Consider the following 18119-nt stretch of genomic DNA (forward strand, 5'->3'; position numbering starts at 1 on the left):
CGCCGTGTGCTCATGTGCTCATGTGGTGGTGCGGCGGCGCCGGGCGCCCGGGCGGCGTTCGCTCGGGCGGGTGACCGGGTCGCCGGCCTCCAGGGAGGCGGCGCGGCGCTTCAGACCGAAGTCCGCCAGGGCCTCAGCCAGCTTGTGGACCGACGGCTCCGGGGCCATCACATCCACCCGCAGGCCGTGCTCCTCCGCGGTCTTCGCCGTGGCGGGGCCGATGCAGGCGATCACCGTCACGTTGTGCGGCTTGCCCGCGATGCCCACCAGGTTCCGGACCGTCGAGGACGACGTGAACAGGACCGCGTCGAAGCCGCCGCCCTTGATCGCCTCACGGGTCTCGGCCGGCGGGGGCGAGGCGCGGACCGTCCGGTACGCCGTGACGTCGTCGACCTCCCAGCCGAGCTCGATCAGACCGGCCACCAGGGTCTCCGTGGCGATGTCCGCACGCGGCAGGAACACCCGGTCGATCGGGTCGAACACCGGGTCGTAGGGGGGCCAGTCCTCCAGCAGCCCGGCCGCGGACTGCTCCCCGCTCGGCACCAGGTCCGGCTTCACACCGAAGGCGACCAGCGCCTTCGCCGTCTGCTCGCCGACCGCGGCCACCTTGATGCCCGCGAAGGCCCGCGCGTCGAGGCCGTACTCCTCGAATTTCTCCCGGACCGCCTTCACCGCGTTGACCGACGTGAACGCGATCCACTCGTAGCGGCCCGTCACCAGGCCCTTGACCGCCCGCTCCATCTGCTGGGGCGTGCGCGGCGGCTCGACGGCGATCGTCGGCACCTCGTGCGGCACGGCCCCGTACGACCGCAGCTGGTCGGAGAGCGACACCGCCTGCTCCTTCGTCCGCGGGACGAGAACCCTCCAGCCGAACAGCGGCTTGTTCTCGAACCACGACAGCTGGTCGCGCTGGGCGGCGGCGGAACGCTCACCGACCACGGCTATCACCGGCCGCCCGCCGTCGGGGGACGGCAGGACCTTCGCCTGCTTGAGCGTCTGCGCGATCGAGCCGAGCGTCGCGGTCCACGTGCGCTGCCGGGTCGTCGTACCGCCGACGGTCACCGTCAACGGCGTGTCCGGCTTGCGGCCCGCAGCCACCAGCTCCCCGGCCGCGGCAGCCACCGAGTCCAGCGTCGTGGACACCACGACCGTGCCGTCGGAGGCGCCGACCTCGGTCCAGCAGCGGTCCGAGGCGGTCCGCGCGTCCACGAACCGCACGTCCGCACCCTGCGCGTCCCGCAGCGGCACACCCGCGTACGCGGGAACGCCCACAGCGGTCGCGACACCGGGCACGACCTCGAACGGAACGCCCGCGGCGGCGCACGCCAGCATCTCCTCGGCGGCGTACGCGTCGAGACCGGGGTCGCCGGTCACCGCACGGACGACCCGCCTGCCGCCCCGCGCAGCCTCCATGACAAGATGTGCAGCATCCCTCAACGCAGGGACACCTGCGGCTGTTGACTCCCCGTCAACGACCGCGAGCTGCGGCGTGCCCGTGCCCGGCTGCGCGCCGGCGAAGGGGTCCGGACCCGTGTTCAGGACCGCGACGCCCGCCCTGGCATGTGCGCGCACCACGTCGAGCACCTCGTGCTCGCCGACGAGGACGTCCGCGTTCGCCAGCGCCTCCACGGCGCGCAGTGTGAGAAGTCCCGGATCCCCGGGTCCGGCACCGAGGAAGGTGACGTGCCCGTGGTCGAGGCCGGCGGGAAGGGTGGTGGGGCTCAATGTGCTCGCTCCCCCATCAGACCGGCCGCGCCCTTGGCAAGCATCTCGGCGGCGAGTTCGCGACCGAGCGCCATTGCCTGGTCGTGCGTCTCGGGCACGGGACCGGTGGTGGACAGCTGCACCAGCGTCTGGCCGTCGGCCGTACCGACGACACCGCGCAGGCGCATTTCGTTGACAATCTGCCCGTCGGCCAACAGGTCGGCCAGTGCGCCCACAGGAGCACTGCAACCGGCCTCCAGGGCGGCGAGCAGGGACCGCTCGGCGGTCACGGCGGCCCGGGTGAACGGGTCGTCGAGCTGCGCGAGCGCGGCGATCAGGGCAGTGTCTTCGGCGGTGTTCCCCGCCCTGCACTCGATCGCCAGAGCCCCCTGGCCGGGGGCGGGCAAAACCGTGTCGACCGACAGGAAGTCGGTCACTTCGTCGATCCGGCCTATCCGGTGCAGTCCGGCCGCCGCGAGGACCACGGCGTCCAGCTCTCCGCTGCGGACGTATCCGATCCGGGTGTCGACGTTGCCCCGGATCGGGACCGTCTCTATGTCCAGGCCGTGACTGCGCGCGTACGCGTTCAGCTGCGCCATGCGGCGCGGCGCGCCGGTGCCGATACGGGCGCCGCGGGGCAGGTCGGCGAATTTCAGGGCGTCCCGCGCCACGATCACGTCCCGCGGGTCCTCGCGCTCGGGCACGGCGGCCAGCACCAGGCCCTCGGGCTGCGCGGTCGGCAGGTCCTTCAGGGAGTGCACCGCGAAGTCGACCTCGCCGCTCAGCAGCGCGTCGCGCAGCGCGGTCACGAACACACCCGTGCCGCCGATCTGGGCGAGGTGCTCGCGCGAGACATCACCGTAGGTCGTGATCTCCACGAGCTCCACGGGCCGTCCGGTCACCCGCCTCACCGCGTCGGCGACCAGCCCGGACTGGGCCATGGCCAGCTTGCTGCGCCTGGTACCGAGCCTCAGTGCCCCTTCTTCTCGGGGGGCGCGCCCCTTCGGCTCACGTGGCTCACTCATGCTCGCCCTCGGTTCTCGGCGGTGTTCACAGGGTTCTCGGGGGTCTCGGTGTGCTGGGTGTTCTCGTCGGCCCGGGAGACGGAGGCGACCGTCTCGGGATCCAGGTCGAACAGGGTGCGCAGCGCGTCCGCGTACCCGGCACCGCCGGGCTCGGCGGCCAGTTGCTTGACCCGTACGGTCGGCGCGTGCAGGAGCTTGTCGACGACGCGCCGCACGGTCTGTGTGATCTCCGCGCGGTGCTTGTCGTCCAGCCCCGGCAGCCGTCCCTCCAGGCGCGCGATCTCGTTCGCGACCACGTCGGCGGCCATGGAGCGCAGCGCGACCACGGTCGGGGTGATGTGCGCGGCACGCAGGGCCGCGCCGAACGCGGCGACCTCGTCGGAGACGATCCCCCGCACCTGGTCGACGTCGGAGGCCATGGGAGCGTCCGCGGAAGCCTCGGCGAGGGACTCGATGTCGACGAGCCGCGCGCCGGGCAGCCGGTGCACGGCGGCGTCCACGTCCCGCGGCATCGCCAGGTCCAGCAGCGACAGCACAGGCTCGGGCCGGGGAGCCGGCACGACCGCCTCGGGGCGCCGGCGCTCGGGGATCCGGCCGACGGTGGCCACGGTCGCGGCGAGCGCCGTGATGACCTCGGTCTCGGCCCCGGGGTCCAGTACCGCACCGCCGGCGGGCCGGGCGGCGCGCTCCACGGCGCCCTTGTCCACCCACGCCGCGTGCTGCTCCAGCTCGGCGGCGCCCATCCCGGCCACGGCCGCCTCGCCCAGCACCGAGAACCCGGCCGTGGCCTGCACGGCCGACAGGTCCAGCGGGCAGTCGTCGTCGCTGTCGGGGCCGAGGGGTGCGAGGCCGTCGCGTACGACGGCCGGAGCACTCGTACGCGGGGCATCGGCGTCGGCCCTGCGGCGGGGCCCGGCACCCGCGGGGCTCGGGAGCGAGGGGGCCAGGGGCCCCTCCACGCGTCCCTCCAGGGCCTTGGCGACCGCCTCGGCGGTCAGTACCAGGCCGGTCGCGCCGGTGCACGAGACCGCGACATCGGCACGTGTCAGCTCGTCCGGGACCGACTCCATCGGTACCGCACGGGCCGCCACGTCCGTGTCGTCCGCCTCGGTCAGGATCCGCGCGAGCCGCTCGGCGCGCTCCAGGGTGCGGTTGGCGATCACGATCTCGGCGACCCCGGCGCGCGCGAGGGTCGCGGCGGCCAGCGAGGACATGGAACCGGCGCCGATCACCAGGGCCCGCTTGCCCGCGGCCCAGGCACCGACCGGCACACCGGCCGCCAGCTGCTCCAGGCCGAAGGTCACCAGCGACTGCCCGGCACGGTCGATGCCCGTCTCGGAGTGGGCGCGCTTGCCGACCCGCAGCGACTGCTGGAACAGGTCGTTCAGCAGCCGTCCGGCCGTGTGCAGCTCCTGCGAGGTGGCCAGGGAGTCCTTGATCTGGCCGAGGATCTGACCCTCGCCCACGACCATCGAGTCCAGCCCGCAGGCCACCGAGAACAGATGGTGGACGGCCCGGTCCTCGTAGTGCACGTAGAGGTGGGGGGTCAGCTCGTCCAGGCCGACCCCGCTGTGCTGGGCGAGGAGGGTGGACAGCTCGGCGACGCCCGCGTGGAACTTGTCCACGTCGGCGTACAGCTCGATGCGGTTGCAGGTGGCGAGCACCGCGGCTTCGGCGGCCGGCTCGGCGGCGACCGTGTCCTGGAGCAGCTTGCTCTGGGTGTCCGCGGTCAGCGCGGCCCGCTCCAGGATGCTCACCGGAGCGCTGCGGTGGCTCAGTCCGACGACGAGAAGACTCATGCCGGCATCACGGCGGGGACGTCCCCGTCAGGCCCCTGGTCGGCGGAACCCTTGGTCGCGGCGGCGGCGGCCGGCAGGCCGTCGGTCATGGCCTCCATGGCTTCCTCGCCGGCCTTGCGCTGCTCGTGGAAGGCGAGGATCTGGAGCTCGATGGACAGGTCGACCTTGCGCACGTCCACGCCGTCCGGGACGGTCAGCACGGTCGGCGCGAAGTTCAGGATGGAGGTCACGCCCGCGGCCACGAGCCGGTCGCAGACCTGCTGGGCGGCGCCCGCGGGGGTGGCGATGACGCCGATGGAGACCCCGTTGTCCTGGATGATCTTCTCCAGGTCGTCGGTGTGCTGGACCGGGATGCCCGCGACGGGCTTTCCGGCCATCGCCGGGTCGGCGTCGATGAGCGCGGCGACCCGGAAGCCACGGGACGCGAACCCGCCGTAGTTGGCCAGCGCCGCACCGAGGTTACCGATACCGACGATCACAACCGGCCAGTCCTGGGTCAGGCCCAGCTCACGGGAGATCTGGTACACGAGATACTCGACGTCGTAGCCCACGCCCCGGGTGCCGTAGGAGCCGAGGTAGGAGAAGTCCTTGCGCAGCTTCGCGGAGTTGACGCCCGCGGCGGCGGCCAGCTCCTCGGAGGAGACCGTGGGCACCGAGCGCTCCGACAGCGCGGTCAGAGCTCGGAGGTACAGCGGAAGCCGGGCGACGGTGGCCTCGGGAATCCCTCGGCTGCGGGTCGCCGGTCGGTGAGTTCGGCCAGTTGCCACGGTGCTCCTGCGGGTAGCGCGGGGCTGCAGGCGGTCACACGTCCCCAGACCGCCCCGTCGAATGCAGGCTATGTCTTTGTGAACGCGTGCACAAAGATGGTGTCCGATTTGCCCGCCCAACGTGACCGGGGTCACGCGCCCCGGGCGCGCCGCTGGGGAACCGGCGCTCGGACCCAGCCGTTCCTTTTCTCCTGGGGGCAAAGCCGCCCACTCTCCTCGACAATCCACGCCCCCGAGACCAATCGCCGACGATCCTAAGCGACGCTCCGGCCCACTTGGACTGATCAGTCAGTTTCTGTCGCGTCGCTCAGCCGGTCGCGGTGAGCGCCTTGCGCAGGCGCTCCTCGTTCACGCGCCAGAACGTGTGCTGGGCGCCGTCCACCAGCACGACCGGGATCTGCTCCCAGTACCGGCGGTGCAGCTCCTCGTCCTCGGTGATGTCCTTCTGCTCCCAGGGGACCCCCAGTTCGCCGCAGACCTTCTCGACGACCACCTGCGCGTCGTCGCACAGATGACAGCCGGGCTTGCGGACGAGGGTGACGAGGCGGTCCTGAGGATCGCGGCGCTTGGTGCTGTTGCTCCGAAAGATGGGACTCATGTCGGCCATTTTCACTCCGGAAGACCCGGGCGCGAGCCCACGCCCCTAACGCCCGACCGCCGGTCACGGCCACGCCGCCACGCCGATCGGATCACTTCTTTAACGACACGGTCGCGGAGAGTTCACAGCCTTCCAACCTCACGACTCCGGAACCACCGAACAAACTGGCTATGCTCGCGTCATGGCCGCTCTCGGATGGCTCACTCCCCGTAGGCGCTCCGCCACGGCGCGGAGCGTGTTGGCAGGCGAGGCCTCGGCGGAGGCAGCGCGCAAGACCTCGCAGGACGCCGTCGTCCAGGACGTCTGCGAGGAACCGGAGTTCCCGGTCCTCGGCGACGAGAAGGCCGCGGCGTTCTTCGATCTGGACAACACCGTGATGCAGGGCGCCGCGCTGTTCCACTTCGGACGGGGCCTGTACAAGCGGAAGTTCTTCGAGACGCGCGACCTGGCGAAGTTCGCGTGGCAGCAGGCGTGGTTCCGGCTGGCCGGGGTGGAGGACCCCGAGCACATGCAGGACGCCCGCGACTCGGCGCTGTCGATCGTGAAGGGCCACCGCGTCTCCGAGCTGATGTCGATCGGCGAGGAGATCTACGACGAGTACATGGCCGAGCGAATCTGGCCCGGCACGCGCGCGCTGGCGCAGGCGCACCTGGACGCGGGCCAGAAGGTGTGGCTGGTCACAGCGGCACCGGTGGAGATCGCCACGGTGATCGCCCGCAGGCTGGGCCTGACCGGAGCCCTCGGCACGGTGGCGGAGTCCGTCGACGGCGTGTACACCGGCCGCCTGGTGGGCGAGCCCCTGCACGGCCCGGCGAAGGCGGAGGCGGTGCGCGCGCTGGCGACGGCGGAGGGCCTGGACCTGTCCCGCTGCGCCGCGTACAGCGACTCCCACAACGACATCCCGATGCTGTCGCTGGTGGGTCACCCCTACGCGATCAACCCGGACACCAAGCTCCGCAAGCACGCACGCGCCCAGGACTGGCGCCTGCGCGACTACCGCACGGCCCGCAAGGCCGCCAAGGTCGGCCTCCCGGCAGCGGCCGGCGTGGGCGCGGTGGCGGGCGGCACGGCAGCGGCCATCGCCCTGCACCGCCGCCGCCGCTGAAGCACCGGACAGGCCGCCGCCACCGGACCTCTTCACCGCCGGGACGCCGAACCGAGCGCCGGGCGGAGCGTCCGCGCACCCATCACGCTCCGTGACCAACAGCCGTCCGCCCTCGGCCGGACCATGACCGGACCATGGGCGGGCCACGGACGAACCACGGGCCGACCATGGGGACATCACCGGCGGACCACGAGCGGGCCACGAAAGAACCCCAGGGAACCCCAGGGAACGGCGGACGGACCGCGCGCGAACCGCGCCCAAGGCGCGCTCAGACCGATCGGACCACGGAAGACACCCGCATTCGCCGTGTTCTACCCCGCACCCCTCCCCACCACTCCCCTCGTGCGCACCCGGCCACAACACGCCCCGCAGCCAGACGGAAGACGAACCGATTCGATCAACAATCGATCATTGTGCGGTACTTGAATGGGCGTCAATCGGTTACAGAAGCGACGTAATCGATGATTTGAGCAACTGGGTGTAGCGCCGCCTGTACTAAGCGTTATTCTCCTCAGACGCAAACCGGTACCCCTCCGTCGCTACGACGGGTGAACGGTCCCGTACTGCACGTGATGGAAGCTCTGCCTCTGGGAGTCCCGTGTACCCACACGTCGGGGTTGACGCCTCGGGCCTGGCTACGCTGCGCGCGACGGTCCACGACCTGTTGCGCGGCTTCGTCCCCACCGCGTACGCCGTCCCCGCCTTCGCCGCCGCGCCCGTCGGCCCGTGCTACGCACTGGCCGACGGCAGCGCCGCGGTCGGCGGCAGACGGGGCCGTTCCGGTTCCGCGCCCACCGCACGCCGCCCCGCTGCGGACAGTGACAGCGCCCGCATGATGGATCTCGTGGAGCGCGCCCAGGCCGGCGAGGCCGAGGCCTTCGGGCGGCTGTACGACCAGTACAGCGACACCGTGTACCGCTACATCTACTACCGGGTGGGGGGCAAGGCGACCGCCGAGGACCTCACCAGTGAGACCTTTCTGCGCGCCCTGCGACGGATCGGCACCTTCACCTGGCAGGGACGCGACTTCGGCGCCTGGCTCGTCACCATCGCCCGCAACCTCGTCGCCGACCACTTCAAGTCCAGCCGCTTCCGGCTCGAGGTCACCACCGGCGAGATGCTCGACGCCAACGAGGTCGAGCGCTCGCCCGAGGACTCCGTCCTCGAATCCCTCTCCAACGCCGCCCTCCTCGATGCCGTACGACGGCTCAACCCCCAGCAGCAGGAGTGCGTGACACTCCGCTTCCTCCAGGGTCTCTCCGTCGCCGAGACCGCCCGGGTGATGGGCAAGAACGAGGGCGCGATCAAGACCCTCCAGTACCGGGCCGTGCGCACCCTCGCCCGGCTCCTGCCCGAAGACGCCCGCTGAGCCCCTGCGGACCACATCCCCTCCGAACCGGTCCGGCCGCCCCCGCCCCTCCCCCACCGTCCGACACCCTCCCCCCACCGTCCGGCACGTCCCCCACCGAGCCGTCCCCCACCTCGCCGCCGCTCCGTCGAGCCGCCGCCCGCACACCGGGCCGCCTCGCGACCGCGCCGCCCACCGCACCCGCCGTGCACGCAGCGCCACATACAACTCACCTTCCGTGTACGCGCGTTGAGTTCGTGGTCCGATCATCCGTCGTCCGTAACCCAAGTGCCGAGCCGCTCGTTGTGCGGGATACAGGCTCCCTGTGGTCACCCCTGGCCGCCTCCGATCACACGATCGTGTGTATGCGGCCAGGGCGTGCAACCCTCAGGACCCCCTGGGGAGTCGACCGTGATGACGAGAGGAGGTGCCGCCAGTGATCGCGAACGTATCGGCGCACCGGCGGGCGAACGCCTTCGCCCAGGCCCTGGAGGAGCAGTCCGACGACCGGGGCACGGCGGCCGGACAGCCCGACGGATCGGCCCCGGCTGCCGCGGAACGGACCGAGTGCGCCCGCCTGTTGGCCCTCGCGACCGACCTGGGCGAGCTGCCCAGGCCCGTGCTGGATCCCGAGGTCAAGGTCGTCCAGCGCGCGCGGCTGGTGGCCGCGATGGAGGCCATGCTGCAGGAGGGTGCGGAAGGCGAGGCCACGGATCCTTCCGTACCCGGGCAGCGCGGCCACCGGGCCCGGGGTGCTCACCGGGCCCGTCCCCTGGGGAAGTTGCGCCCGCGTACCCGGCTCACCAAGGGCCTTGCCGCGGGCGGGCTCAGCGTCGGTGTGGCGGCGGCCTCCTTCGGAGGAGTGGCCGCCGCGAGTTCCGACGCACTGCCCGGTGACTCCCTCTACGGCCTCAAACGTGGCATCGAGGACGTCAGACTCGGCATGGCCGACGGGGACGACGAACGCGGGCAGCTCTACCTGGACCAAGCCTCCGCCCGGCTGAACGAGGCCCGCCGGCTGATGGAACGCGACCGCGTCGGCCATCTCGACCACGAGTCCATCGGCGAGATCCGGCGCACCCTGTCCGGCGTCCAGCGCGACGCGTCCGAAGGACACCGCCTGCTGCACGAGGCCTACGAGCGGGACGGCTCCCTCGCCCCCATCCAGGCCCTCTCCGCCTTCTCCCAGTCCCACCGCACGGCCTGGGGCAGCCTGCGCGACCGGCTGCCGGTCCAGCTCGGTGACGTCAGCCGACAGGTCTCGTCGGTCTTCGACGCCATAGACCAGGAGGTCGCCCCGCTGCGGTCACTGTTGCCACAGGCCCCGTCCAAGGGCAGCACCGGCACGCACCGGGGCTCCGGTCCGACCCCCACCGGCCCCGCCGGCACGAGCGGCGCGGCCCCCAGCGCCCCTGGCCGCTCCGCCGACGGCACCCACACCGGCAGCGGCACACCCGAGCCGTCCGCGTCCCAGAGCGGCGATGACGGTCTGCTCGGCGGCAGCACGGGCGGCCTGCTGGACCCGCCGAAGAACTCGGCCAGCAGCTCACCGTCGTCGAGCAAGAGCCCGTCCACGGAACCGAACGTGACCCTGCCCCCGCTGCTCCCGGGCCTGTTGCCGGGCCTCGGCATCGAGAGCGAGGAGAACAAATAGGGCACACCGGGCCCGTACTACGACGACGGGGGCGCCCCCTGCGAGAGGAGCGCCCCCGTCGTCGTAGCGGACACCGGGGCGGGACGCGTCAGAAGAAGACCGACCTGCGCTGCACCAGCAGCTTGTACAGCGTGTGCTGGATCTGCTCCCTGACCTGGTCCGTCAGGTTGAACATCAGCATCGGATCCTCGGCGGCCTCCGGCGGATAGCCGTCGGTCCGGATCGGCTCGCCGAACTGGATCGTCCATTTCGTCGGCAGCGGGACCGCGCCCAGCGGCCCCAGCCACGGGAACGTCGGGGTGATCGGGAAGTACGGGAAGCCCAGCAGCCGGGCGAGGGTCTTCGCGTTGCCGATCATCGGGTAGATCTCCTCGGCCCCGACGATCGAGCACGGAATGATCGGCGCCCCCTGACGCAGCGCGGTGGACACGAACCCGCCCCGGCCGAAGCGCTGCAACTTGTAGCGGTCGCTGAAGGGCTTGCCGATGCCCTTGAACCCCTCCGGCATCACCCCGACCAGCTCGCCCTGCTCCAGCAGCCGTTCGGCGTCCTCGGCGCAGGCCAGGGTGTGACCGAGCTTGCGGGCCAGTTCGTTGACGACCGGGAGCACAAAGACCAAGTCGGCCGCGAGGAGCCGCAGATGCCGGCTCGCCGGGTGCTTGTCGTGCACGGCGACCTGCATCATCAGGCCGTCCAGCGGCAGTGTGCCGGAGTGGTTGGCGACGATCAGCGCCCCGCCCTTCGACGGGATGTTCTCGATGCCCTTGACCTCGACCCGGAAGTACTTCTCGTACACCGGCCGCAGCAGCGACATCAGGACCTGGTCCGTGAGCTGCTCGTCATAGCCGAAGTCGTCGACCTCGTACTCGCCTGTCAGCCGGCGCCGCAGAAAGGCCAGGCCCCCGGCGACACGCCGCTCCACGCCCCCGTCCCGGGGCCGGACCGGGGGCTCTTCCTCACGTGTCACAGGGGACTCGTCCTGGGGGCCCTGGGAATCCTGAGGATCCTGAGGCGTCTCGCTGCCGGGCAGCGGCTGCACCTCCCGGACCGCCGCAGGCTCGCCCTTGCGCCGGCTCCCCGCGCTCCGGCGCCGCTGCGGCCGCTGCGCGGCAGCCCCGCGGGACCGGTCGTCGTCGAACGGAATGACCTTGGCGTCCGCCATCGTTGATGCGCTCCTCAGTTGGCGCTCTGCGTCGGGGGGTGGCCACCGCCCAGGGCGGGCAGTGCGGCGATCCGGTCCACGGCCCCCGCGAGGGCCTCCGGCGGCAGCAGTCCGGGCCCGCGGCTGCGCGCGAAGTCCGCGAACGTCTCGGCGGTCGTGTACTTCGGCTCGTACCCGAGTGTCTCGCGCAACTGGTCCGTCGACACCACCCGGCCATGGGTCAGCAGCCGGATCTGCTCGGGCGAGAAGTCCGTCATGCCCAGGGTGCGCATCGCCGAGCCCACCCAGGTGACCGCGGGCAGCAGCAGGGGCACCGTGGGCCGGCCCAGCCGCCGCGCGCACTGCGACAGCAGCAGCACACCATCTCCGGCCACATTGAAGGTGCCGCTGTTGAGCGTGCCGCGCTGCGGCTCGTGCGAGCCGATCCGCAGCACCTCGACCACATCGTCCTCGTGCACGAACTGAAGCCGCGGGTCATAGCCGAGGACAGTGGGCAGCACCGGCAGCGAGAAGTACGAGGCGAGGGGCGTATCGGCGTTCGGGCCGAGGATGTTGGCGAAGCGCAGCACACAGACCGCCACATCCGGACGGCGCCGCGCGAAGCCCCGTACATACCCCTCGACCTCGACGGTGTCCTTGGCGAAGCCTCCGCTGGGCAGGGACTTGGGCGGGGTCGTCTCGGTGAAGACGGCCGGGTCGCGGGACGCCGAGCCGTAGACGTTGGTACTGGACTTCACCACGAGCCGTTTGACCGACGGAGACTTCTGGCAGGCACCGAGCAACTGCATGGTGCCGATGACATTCGTCTCCTTGACCGTGGCCCGGCTGCCGCTGCCCAGCGGGGTGCCGGTCACATCCATGTGGACGACCGTGTCGACGGCGTGCTCGGCGAGCACGCGGGCGATGGTGGGCTGGCGGATGTCGGCCCGGACGAAGTCGGCGCCGCCCAGATGGTGCTCGGGCGGGACCGCGTCCACCGCGACCACCCGTTCCACCTCCGGGTCACGCTGGATCCGCCGTACGAACCGGCCGCCGAGCCGGCGGGCCACCCCGGTCACGAGCACGACCTTGCCCAAGATCAGCGCCTTTCTTCCGTCCCGTCCAGTCATGGACGTAGCTCTGCCCTCAGCCTGCCGCGTTCCCCGTGTACGGCCAACTTAGCGGGTCGACGTTGCGCTGTGATGACCGCCTGATGCACGAAGTGACGACACCCCCGTACGTACGACCAGACCCAGCCATTCGGCCCCCGGGTCTTCGCACAGCGACTTCCCCGACAAGCGGCCCGAAAAAGGCAAAGGCCCCCCACCACGGGTGGGGGGCCACGCGCATGCACGCACAGCGGTAAGGGAGACCCTCGCGGGGCCGCGCCTTACTTCTTGTTGCGACGCTGAACGCGAGTGCGCTTGAGCAGCTTGCGGTGCTTCTTCTTCGCCATCCGCTTGCGCCGCTTCTTGATAACAGAGCCCACGACTACCCTCGCTCACTTCTCATCACTCGGTGCTGGGCGCCATGGGCCCACACGACCTACGAGGGGCTAGCCTACCCGCCCGAGCGCTGAGGTCGTAATCGAGGTGACCCGGCAGGCCCCAACCGGACCCCGCCGGGCCGCCGTCAGGCCGTCTCCACCCCCACATAGCTCTCGCGGAGGTACTCGTGAACCGCTTGCTCCGGCACCCGGAAGGACCTCCCCACCCGGATCGCCGGCAGATGACCGCTGTGCACCAGCCGGTACACGGTCATCTTCGACACGCGCATCACCGAGGCGACTTCCGCCACGGTCAGGAACTGAACCTCGTTCAGAGGCCTCTCGCCAGCTGCAGCCATGACACACCTGAACCTTCCGCACTCGACGGCCACCGGCTTCCCCTTCCGGTGACTCTTCGTCGTTGCGTGCTCACTCCCCAGACTAGGTGCGGGTGATGCAAGTGGGGAAGAGGGGATGCCATCCGCGGCCTACTGTGACAGACACGCTCGATTGAGTACATAGCGAGTAAGCGGCCGGTAGTAATCAGACCGCACAGCGTCATCAAGTGGAACGACGACGGACACCCGCCCCTCCGCCTCCCCGACGAAGAGCGCCGGATCGTCCGTGTCGGCCAGCCCGATCGCCTCGAACCCCAGCTGACCTGCCCCGCAGACCCAGCCGTGATCGCCGATCACCAGGTCCGGCAGCGGTCCGCCGGCGTCCGCCGCGGCAGCCAGCGCGGTACGAACCGGCAGCGGCGAGTGCGTGTGTGCGCCGGGCTCACAACCCGCCCGTCCGCGATCCGGTCTCCGTACGAGAGCGACGCCCTGTACGTAATCAAGGTTGTACGTACGTAGACCGAACCGGGTCAATATGTCGACACAGCGACCCTGCGCCGGTGTGAGGACAGCACATCCCGCCGCCGACAGGGCATGGGCGAGAGCGGCGTAGAAGCCCACCAGTCGGTGCGGATGACCGGTGCCCAGCAGAACCGTCTCCCCGCGCCGCGCGGCGTCACCGACCCGCTCGGCGAAGGCCTCCAGAGCCTCCAGGGTGCGCTCCGGGTCAATCACATCATGGCCGGAGGTATGACGAGGATCGGCCGAAACCCCGCACTTGTCCGCCATCAATTCGATCAGGTCTCTGGCCCCCCATGTCCATTCGGGATCGAGTCCGATCAGTACACGGGGGTCACGAGCGGCGAAAAGCCGATAGCTGCGCAGGCTGTCCTCCCGCGCCGTGGCCACGGGTCCGGCCAGCCCGGCGGCCAGCAGATGCGCACGCAGCGCTCCGGTGCTCAACACTCCAGCGATGCTGGCCCAACCGCACGCCCCGCATGACCGGAATGCGGGAAACACCCCACAGTCGGCCTAATCGTGCAACCCTGCCCGCGGGAAGCCGCACGTTCGCCGCGGCCCGCTACGGCAGCAGGCCCCGCAGCGGATACACCGCCTTCCGCGTCGCGAGCACCGCCTGGTCCAGCCGGTCCGCCGGGTCGTACCCCGCGTCCCAGTCCGCGTACCCCACCGGCCACCGCCCATCCGTCATCCGCATCGGCGCCAACTGCCGGGTCCGGGCGAAGACTTCGTTGCGCCAGCTCTCCGGGATCACGGTCTCCGGCTCGATCGGCCGCCCCGCCGCGATGGCAACCAGATGCGTCCATGAACGCGGTACGACCTCCACGACCGCGTACCCGCCCCCGCCCAGCGCGACCCAGCGCCCCTCCGCGTACTCGTGCGCCAGGTCGTGGCACGCCAGCTGCACCGCTCGCTGGGCGTCCAGCGACACCGCCAGGTGCGCGAGCGGGTCCTCGAAATGGGTGTCCGCGCCGTGCTGGGTGACCAGCACCTGCGGCCGGAAGCCGGCGATCAGCTCCGGAACGACCGAATGGAAGGCTCGCACCCACCCCGTGTCCCCCGTCCCGGCCGGCAGCGCCACATTGACCGCGCTGCCCTCGGCGCCTTCGGCACCCGTCTCCTGGGGCCACCCCGTCTGCGGGAAGAGAGTCCGCGGATGCTCGTGCAGCGAGACGGTGAGAACCCGGGGGTCCTCCCAGAACGCGGCCTGCACCCCGTCCCCGTGGTGCACGTCCACATCCACGTACGCGACCCGCTCGGCACCCAGCTCCAGCAGACGGGCGACGGCGAGGGCGGCGTCGTTGTAGATACAGAACCCGGAGGCACCGCCCGGCATCGCATGGTGCAGCCCCCCGGCGAAGTTCACGGCGTGCAGGACGTCCCCGCGCCACACGGCCTCGGCCGCGCCGACCGACTGCCCGGCGATCAGGGCGGACACCTCGTGCATCCCGGCGAAGGCAGGGTCGTCCACGGTCCCGAGCCCGTACGACCCGTCGGCCGACCGCGGATCCGCGGACGCGGCCTTCACCGCCTCGATGTAGTCCTCCCGGTGCACCAGCCTGAGCGTCGAGTCACCCGCGGGCTTCGCGCCCACCACCTCGATGTCCTTCTCCAGCCCGAAGGCGTCGACCAGCTTCCTGGTCAGCGCCAGCCGGACCGGATCCATCGGATGGTCCGGGCCGAAGTCATAGCCCGTTACTGCCTCGTCCCACATCAGCTGTGCGCGGCCGCTCATGCCCGCCACCGTATCGGTCCCCAGCCGACGCGAACGAACGGGCGTACACCAGCGTCACCAGGACCAACACCATCGGAACCAGCATCGCGCCCCGGTAGCTCCAGGCGTCGCCGAGCGCGCCCACCAAGGGCGAACCGATCAGAAATCCCACATAGTTGAAGATGTTGAGGCGCGCGACCGCCGCGTCCGAGGCCGCGGGAAACAGCCGCCCGGCCGCCGCGAACGTCTGGGGCACGAGCACACACAGCCCCAGGCCCAGCAGAGTGAATCCCATCATCCCCACCCAGGGACCGGGCGCTCCGGCCACCACCGCGAACCCGAGGGCCGCCACCAGCGCACCGGCCCGTACGACCGCCGCGGCCCCGAACCGCCGCACCCCGAAATCCCCGATCGACCGCCCGAGCAGCGTGGTGACCATATAGACGTTGTACGGGACGGTCGCCAACTGCTCCGAGCTGCCGAGGGTGTCCTGCAGATACTTGGCGCTCCAGTTGGAGACGGTCGAGTCCCCGATGTACGCGAAGGTCATCACCAGACACAACGGCAGCAGCAGCCGGAAGACGACACTGCCGGTGCCGGTCTCGGCCTGCTTCTCCGGTGCGGTCGGCCCCTCGCCGTCGACGTACCAGCGGCTCCCCACCAGGGTGGCCGGCAGCAGCACCGCCACGACGGGCAGATACGACACCCACAGCGCGAGATGCCAGTGCGCGCCCGCCCAGGCCAGCGAGGCGCCGAGGATCCCCCCGAGGCTGAACGTGGCATGGAAACCGAGCATGATGCTGCGCCCGTAGGCCCGTTGAAGACTCACCCCGAGCATGTTCATGGAGGAGTCGAGGGCCCCCACCGTCAGCCCGAACGCGCCCAGCGCGACCGCCAGCTCGGCCAGCCGGTCCCCGGACCCGACGCCGAGGAGAGCCAGCAGCACCACGGGCTGCGACCCGCGCAACAGCCGACTGGGCCGGACGCGCTTGACGAGCTGTTCGGTGGTGACACTGCCGACGCCCGCGAGGATCGGTACCGCGGCGAGGAAGGCGGGCAGCAGCGCGTCGGAGATGCCGTAGCGGTCCTGGATGGCCGGGATCCGGGTCACCAGCAGCGCGAAGGTGACACCCTGGGCGAAGAAGCTGAACGCCAGAGAGGCCCTACCGCGCCGCAGCACATCTGTCATGGCGGCGAGCGTAGGGCCCCTGGTTACCGCTGGATAGATCCAGTCGAAGCTGATTTCTGTTCAGCTTTGCCGTTCAGCCACGGGGGTTGAGCCTCACCGGGCGAGGGCCGGCGCGGGGGCCGCCGTCCGGGTCTCACCCGCCCTGCCCTCCGGAGCGAACGTCCGGGCGCCGGCCTTCACTTCGGCGGTGAGCATGCCCGCCATGGGACCGGCGGCGAGGGCACCGCTGACGAGGAAGCCCAGGACCATCGCGGCGACGAGGATGACGCTCCCGAGCCAGACCATCGTGTCCACCGGCAGCGTGTAAGCGCCCACGACCCGCACGACGCACTCGCCGAGCAGCACCACACCCCACACGACGGAGAAGACCCGCTCGGCCCGCCGGAAGGCCGGCGACCCGCTCCGCAGCCGCTCCCACGCGGCCTCCTTATCCGCGTCGCCCTTCACGAGCCAGGGCTTCATACCGGCCGTCATCATCGGCTTGCCGAGCGCCACGGAGACCAGGATCCCGATCCCGATCGCGCTGCTGGCCCCGCTGTCCTTGGCGAGCATCAGCCGCGGGTCACCGGAGACGAAGCTGAGCAACAGCCCGACCACGTTCACGAACAGGATGAGAGCCGCGAGGGCGTTGACCCTCCGCTCCCGGACCACGCTCCAGGCGACCCGCACGGCGGACACGACGCTGCTGAGCCCGAGAGCCATGAGGGTGCTCGTCCCGAGTCCGTCCTTGAAGAGGTAGTAGGACCCGACCGGTACCGCCACGTCCATGATCAGCGGCGCGAAGGTGTTCTTCCTGCTCTGGCACTGGGGAACCGTGTTCGTCGTCATGCCCTTAGCTTCGCGGAAGGCAAGGGGGTGCCAGTAGAAACGATCGTCCGGAGCTCTGCATGACAATTGTCAGTGCTGGTCCGGTGGCCGGGGTCATGACCTCGGACGAACCAGCAGGTCAGGCAACTCGTCCATGTGGGCGAAAAGTTGCGTGGCGCCTATGAGCCGGGCGGCGGGCGTCATGGCGGTGAACCCGAGGACGTCCATGCCCGCGGCCACCGCGGCCTGCACACCGAGGGGACTGTCCTCCACGACCACGCACCGCTCGGGGACGGTACCCATCCGCTCGGCCGCGTACAGGAAGAGGTCGGGGGCCGGCTTCCCGCGCCCCACGTCCTGCGAGCTGAAGATCCGGGCGTCGTCGAACCATCGGTCGAGCCCGGTCGTGCGATGCCCCACCCGGATCCGCTCATGGCTTCCGGACGACGCCACGCAGTACGGGACCCCGTCCGCGCTCAGCTTCTCCAGGACGTCCATGGCTCCGGTCACGGGCTTCAACTCCCGAGTGAACGCGGCGAAGACACGGGCGTGGAAGACGTCGTCGAAGTCGTCCGGCAGTCGCTGTCCCGTCCGCTCGTGCACGAGGTCGTGGATGCGGTGCATCGCCGAGCCCATGTAGTCCCGGATGGAGTCCTCGTACGTGGTCGGGTGGCCCAACTCGGTGAGATAGGCGGCCAGGAGCCGGTTGGAGATGGGCTCGCTGTCGACGAGTACGCCGTCGTTGTCGAAGATGACGAGGTCATAGCGCATGACTCGACCCTAAACGCAGAAAGCCCCCGTGCCGAATGGCACGAGGGCTTTCTCAAAATTTGTTCGGCGGCGTCCTACTCTCCCACAGGGTCCCCCCTGCAGTACCATCGGCGCTGTAAGGCTTAGCTTCCGGGTTCGAAATGTAACCGGGCGT

The 18119-nt window shown here is 70.7% G+C and carries 17 protein-coding genes and 1 rRNA gene; 3 read left to right on the forward strand and 15 right to left on the reverse strand.

Annotated elements, in window-relative coordinates; all coding sequences use genetic code 11:
* Positions 1–18: 18 nt before the first annotated feature.
* The 5 genes from AB0L95_RS16145 to AB0L95_RS16165 all read right to left on the reverse strand — a co-directional run bounded on the left by AB0L95_RS16145 (position 19) and on the right by AB0L95_RS16165 (position 5902).
* Positions 19–1725 (reverse strand): uroporphyrinogen-III synthase, encoded by a 1707-nt coding sequence (locus tag AB0L95_RS16145; RefSeq protein ID WP_365162232.1) that lies wholly within the window; start codon positions 1723–1725, stop codon positions 19–21.
* Entirely contained in the window at positions 1722–2729 is a 1008-nt protein-coding gene (gene hemC, locus AB0L95_RS16150; protein WP_365162234.1) for a hydroxymethylbilane synthase, read from the reverse strand. Before hemC ends, AB0L95_RS16145 begins: the two co-directional genes overlap by 4 nt.
* Positions 2726–4528: a glutamyl-tRNA reductase gene (locus tag AB0L95_RS16155; protein ID WP_365162236.1), complete on the reverse strand. Its 1803-nt coding sequence runs from the start codon at positions 4526–4528 to the stop codon at positions 2726–2728. The genes hemC and AB0L95_RS16155 overlap by 4 nt, the downstream gene beginning before the upstream one ends.
* The gene (locus tag AB0L95_RS16160) at positions 4525–5295 is read right to left on the reverse strand and encodes a redox-sensing transcriptional repressor Rex (protein WP_365162237.1); all 771 of its coding nucleotides are present in this window, start codon (positions 5293–5295) and stop codon (positions 4525–4527) included. Before AB0L95_RS16160 ends, AB0L95_RS16155 begins: the two co-directional genes overlap by 4 nt.
* Positions 5296–5602: 307 nt before the next feature.
* On the reverse strand, positions 5603–5902 hold the full coding sequence (locus AB0L95_RS16165; protein ID WP_365162239.1) for a glutaredoxin family protein: 300 nt from the start codon (positions 5900–5902) through the stop codon (positions 5603–5605).
* A gap of 172 nt (positions 5903–6074) precedes the next feature.
* On the opposite strand from AB0L95_RS16165, the gene AB0L95_RS16170 reads away from it, so the two are divergent.
* From AB0L95_RS16170 to AB0L95_RS16180, 3 genes are all read left to right on the forward strand, one after another.
* Positions 6075–6998, forward strand: coding sequence for an HAD-IB family hydrolase (locus tag AB0L95_RS16170; RefSeq protein WP_365162241.1), 924 nt, complete (start codon positions 6075–6077; stop codon positions 6996–6998).
* Positions 6999–7596: 598 nt separating this feature from the next.
* A complete protein-coding gene (locus AB0L95_RS16175; protein ID WP_365162243.1) occupies positions 7597–8367 on the forward strand; it encodes an ECF subfamily RNA polymerase sigma factor, BldN family in 771 nt (256 codons plus the stop codon).
* Between the two features lie 415 nt (positions 8368–8782).
* On the forward strand, positions 8783–10000 hold the full coding sequence (locus AB0L95_RS16180) for a DUF5667 domain-containing protein (RefSeq protein ID WP_365162245.1): 1218 nt from the start codon (positions 8783–8785) through the stop codon (positions 9998–10000).
* 88 nt (positions 10001–10088) lie between these two features.
* Here AB0L95_RS16180 and AB0L95_RS16185 read toward each other — a convergent pair whose 3' ends face one another.
* The 10 genes from AB0L95_RS16185 to rrf all read right to left on the reverse strand — a co-directional run.
* Positions 10089–11162: a lysophospholipid acyltransferase family protein gene (locus AB0L95_RS16185; protein ID WP_365162247.1), complete on the reverse strand. Its 1074-nt coding sequence runs from the start codon at positions 11160–11162 to the stop codon at positions 10089–10091.
* Between the two features lie 14 nt (positions 11163–11176).
* Entirely contained in the window at positions 11177–12238 is a 1062-nt protein-coding gene (locus tag AB0L95_RS16190) for an NAD-dependent epimerase/dehydratase family protein (RefSeq protein WP_365162273.1), read from the reverse strand.
* A gap of 293 nt (positions 12239–12531) precedes the next feature.
* Positions 12532–12630, reverse strand: a complete 99-nt coding sequence (locus tag AB0L95_RS16195; protein WP_003948845.1) for an AURKAIP1/COX24 domain-containing protein — start codon at positions 12628–12630, stop codon at positions 12532–12534.
* A 143-nt stretch (positions 12631–12773) separates the two neighbouring features.
* Positions 12774–12986, reverse strand: a complete 213-nt coding sequence (locus tag AB0L95_RS16200; protein WP_004984898.1) for a helix-turn-helix domain-containing protein — start codon at positions 12984–12986, stop codon at positions 12774–12776.
* Between the two features lie 129 nt (positions 12987–13115).
* Entirely contained in the window at positions 13116–13931 is an 816-nt protein-coding gene (locus AB0L95_RS16205; protein ID WP_365162249.1) for a phosphatase, read from the reverse strand.
* Positions 13932–14046: 115 nt separating this feature from the next.
* The gene (locus AB0L95_RS16210; protein ID WP_365162251.1) at positions 14047–15219 is read right to left on the reverse strand and encodes an acetoin utilization protein AcuC; all 1173 of its coding nucleotides are present in this window, start codon (positions 15217–15219) and stop codon (positions 14047–14049) included.
* A complete protein-coding gene (locus AB0L95_RS16215; RefSeq protein ID WP_365162253.1) occupies positions 15170–16387 on the reverse strand; it encodes an MFS transporter in 1218 nt (405 codons plus the stop codon). The genes AB0L95_RS16210 and AB0L95_RS16215 overlap by 50 nt, the downstream gene beginning before the upstream one ends.
* Before the next feature lie 93 nt (positions 16388–16480).
* Positions 16481–17215 (reverse strand): VC0807 family protein, encoded by a 735-nt coding sequence (locus AB0L95_RS16220; protein WP_365162255.1) that lies wholly within the window; start codon positions 17213–17215, stop codon positions 16481–16483.
* 93 nt (positions 17216–17308) lie between these two features.
* Complete coding sequence (locus AB0L95_RS16225; protein ID WP_365162256.1) at positions 17309–17965, reverse strand: HAD family hydrolase; 657 nt, start codon at positions 17963–17965, stop codon at positions 17309–17311.
* A 61-nt stretch (positions 17966–18026) separates the two neighbouring features.
* Positions 18027–18119, reverse strand: a 5S ribosomal RNA gene (gene rrf, locus AB0L95_RS16230); the annotation flags it as partial.

The organism is Streptomyces sp. NPDC052036 (genome assembly GCF_040680495.1).
Classification (GTDB): Bacteria; Actinomycetota; Actinomycetes; order Streptomycetales; family Streptomycetaceae; genus Streptomyces.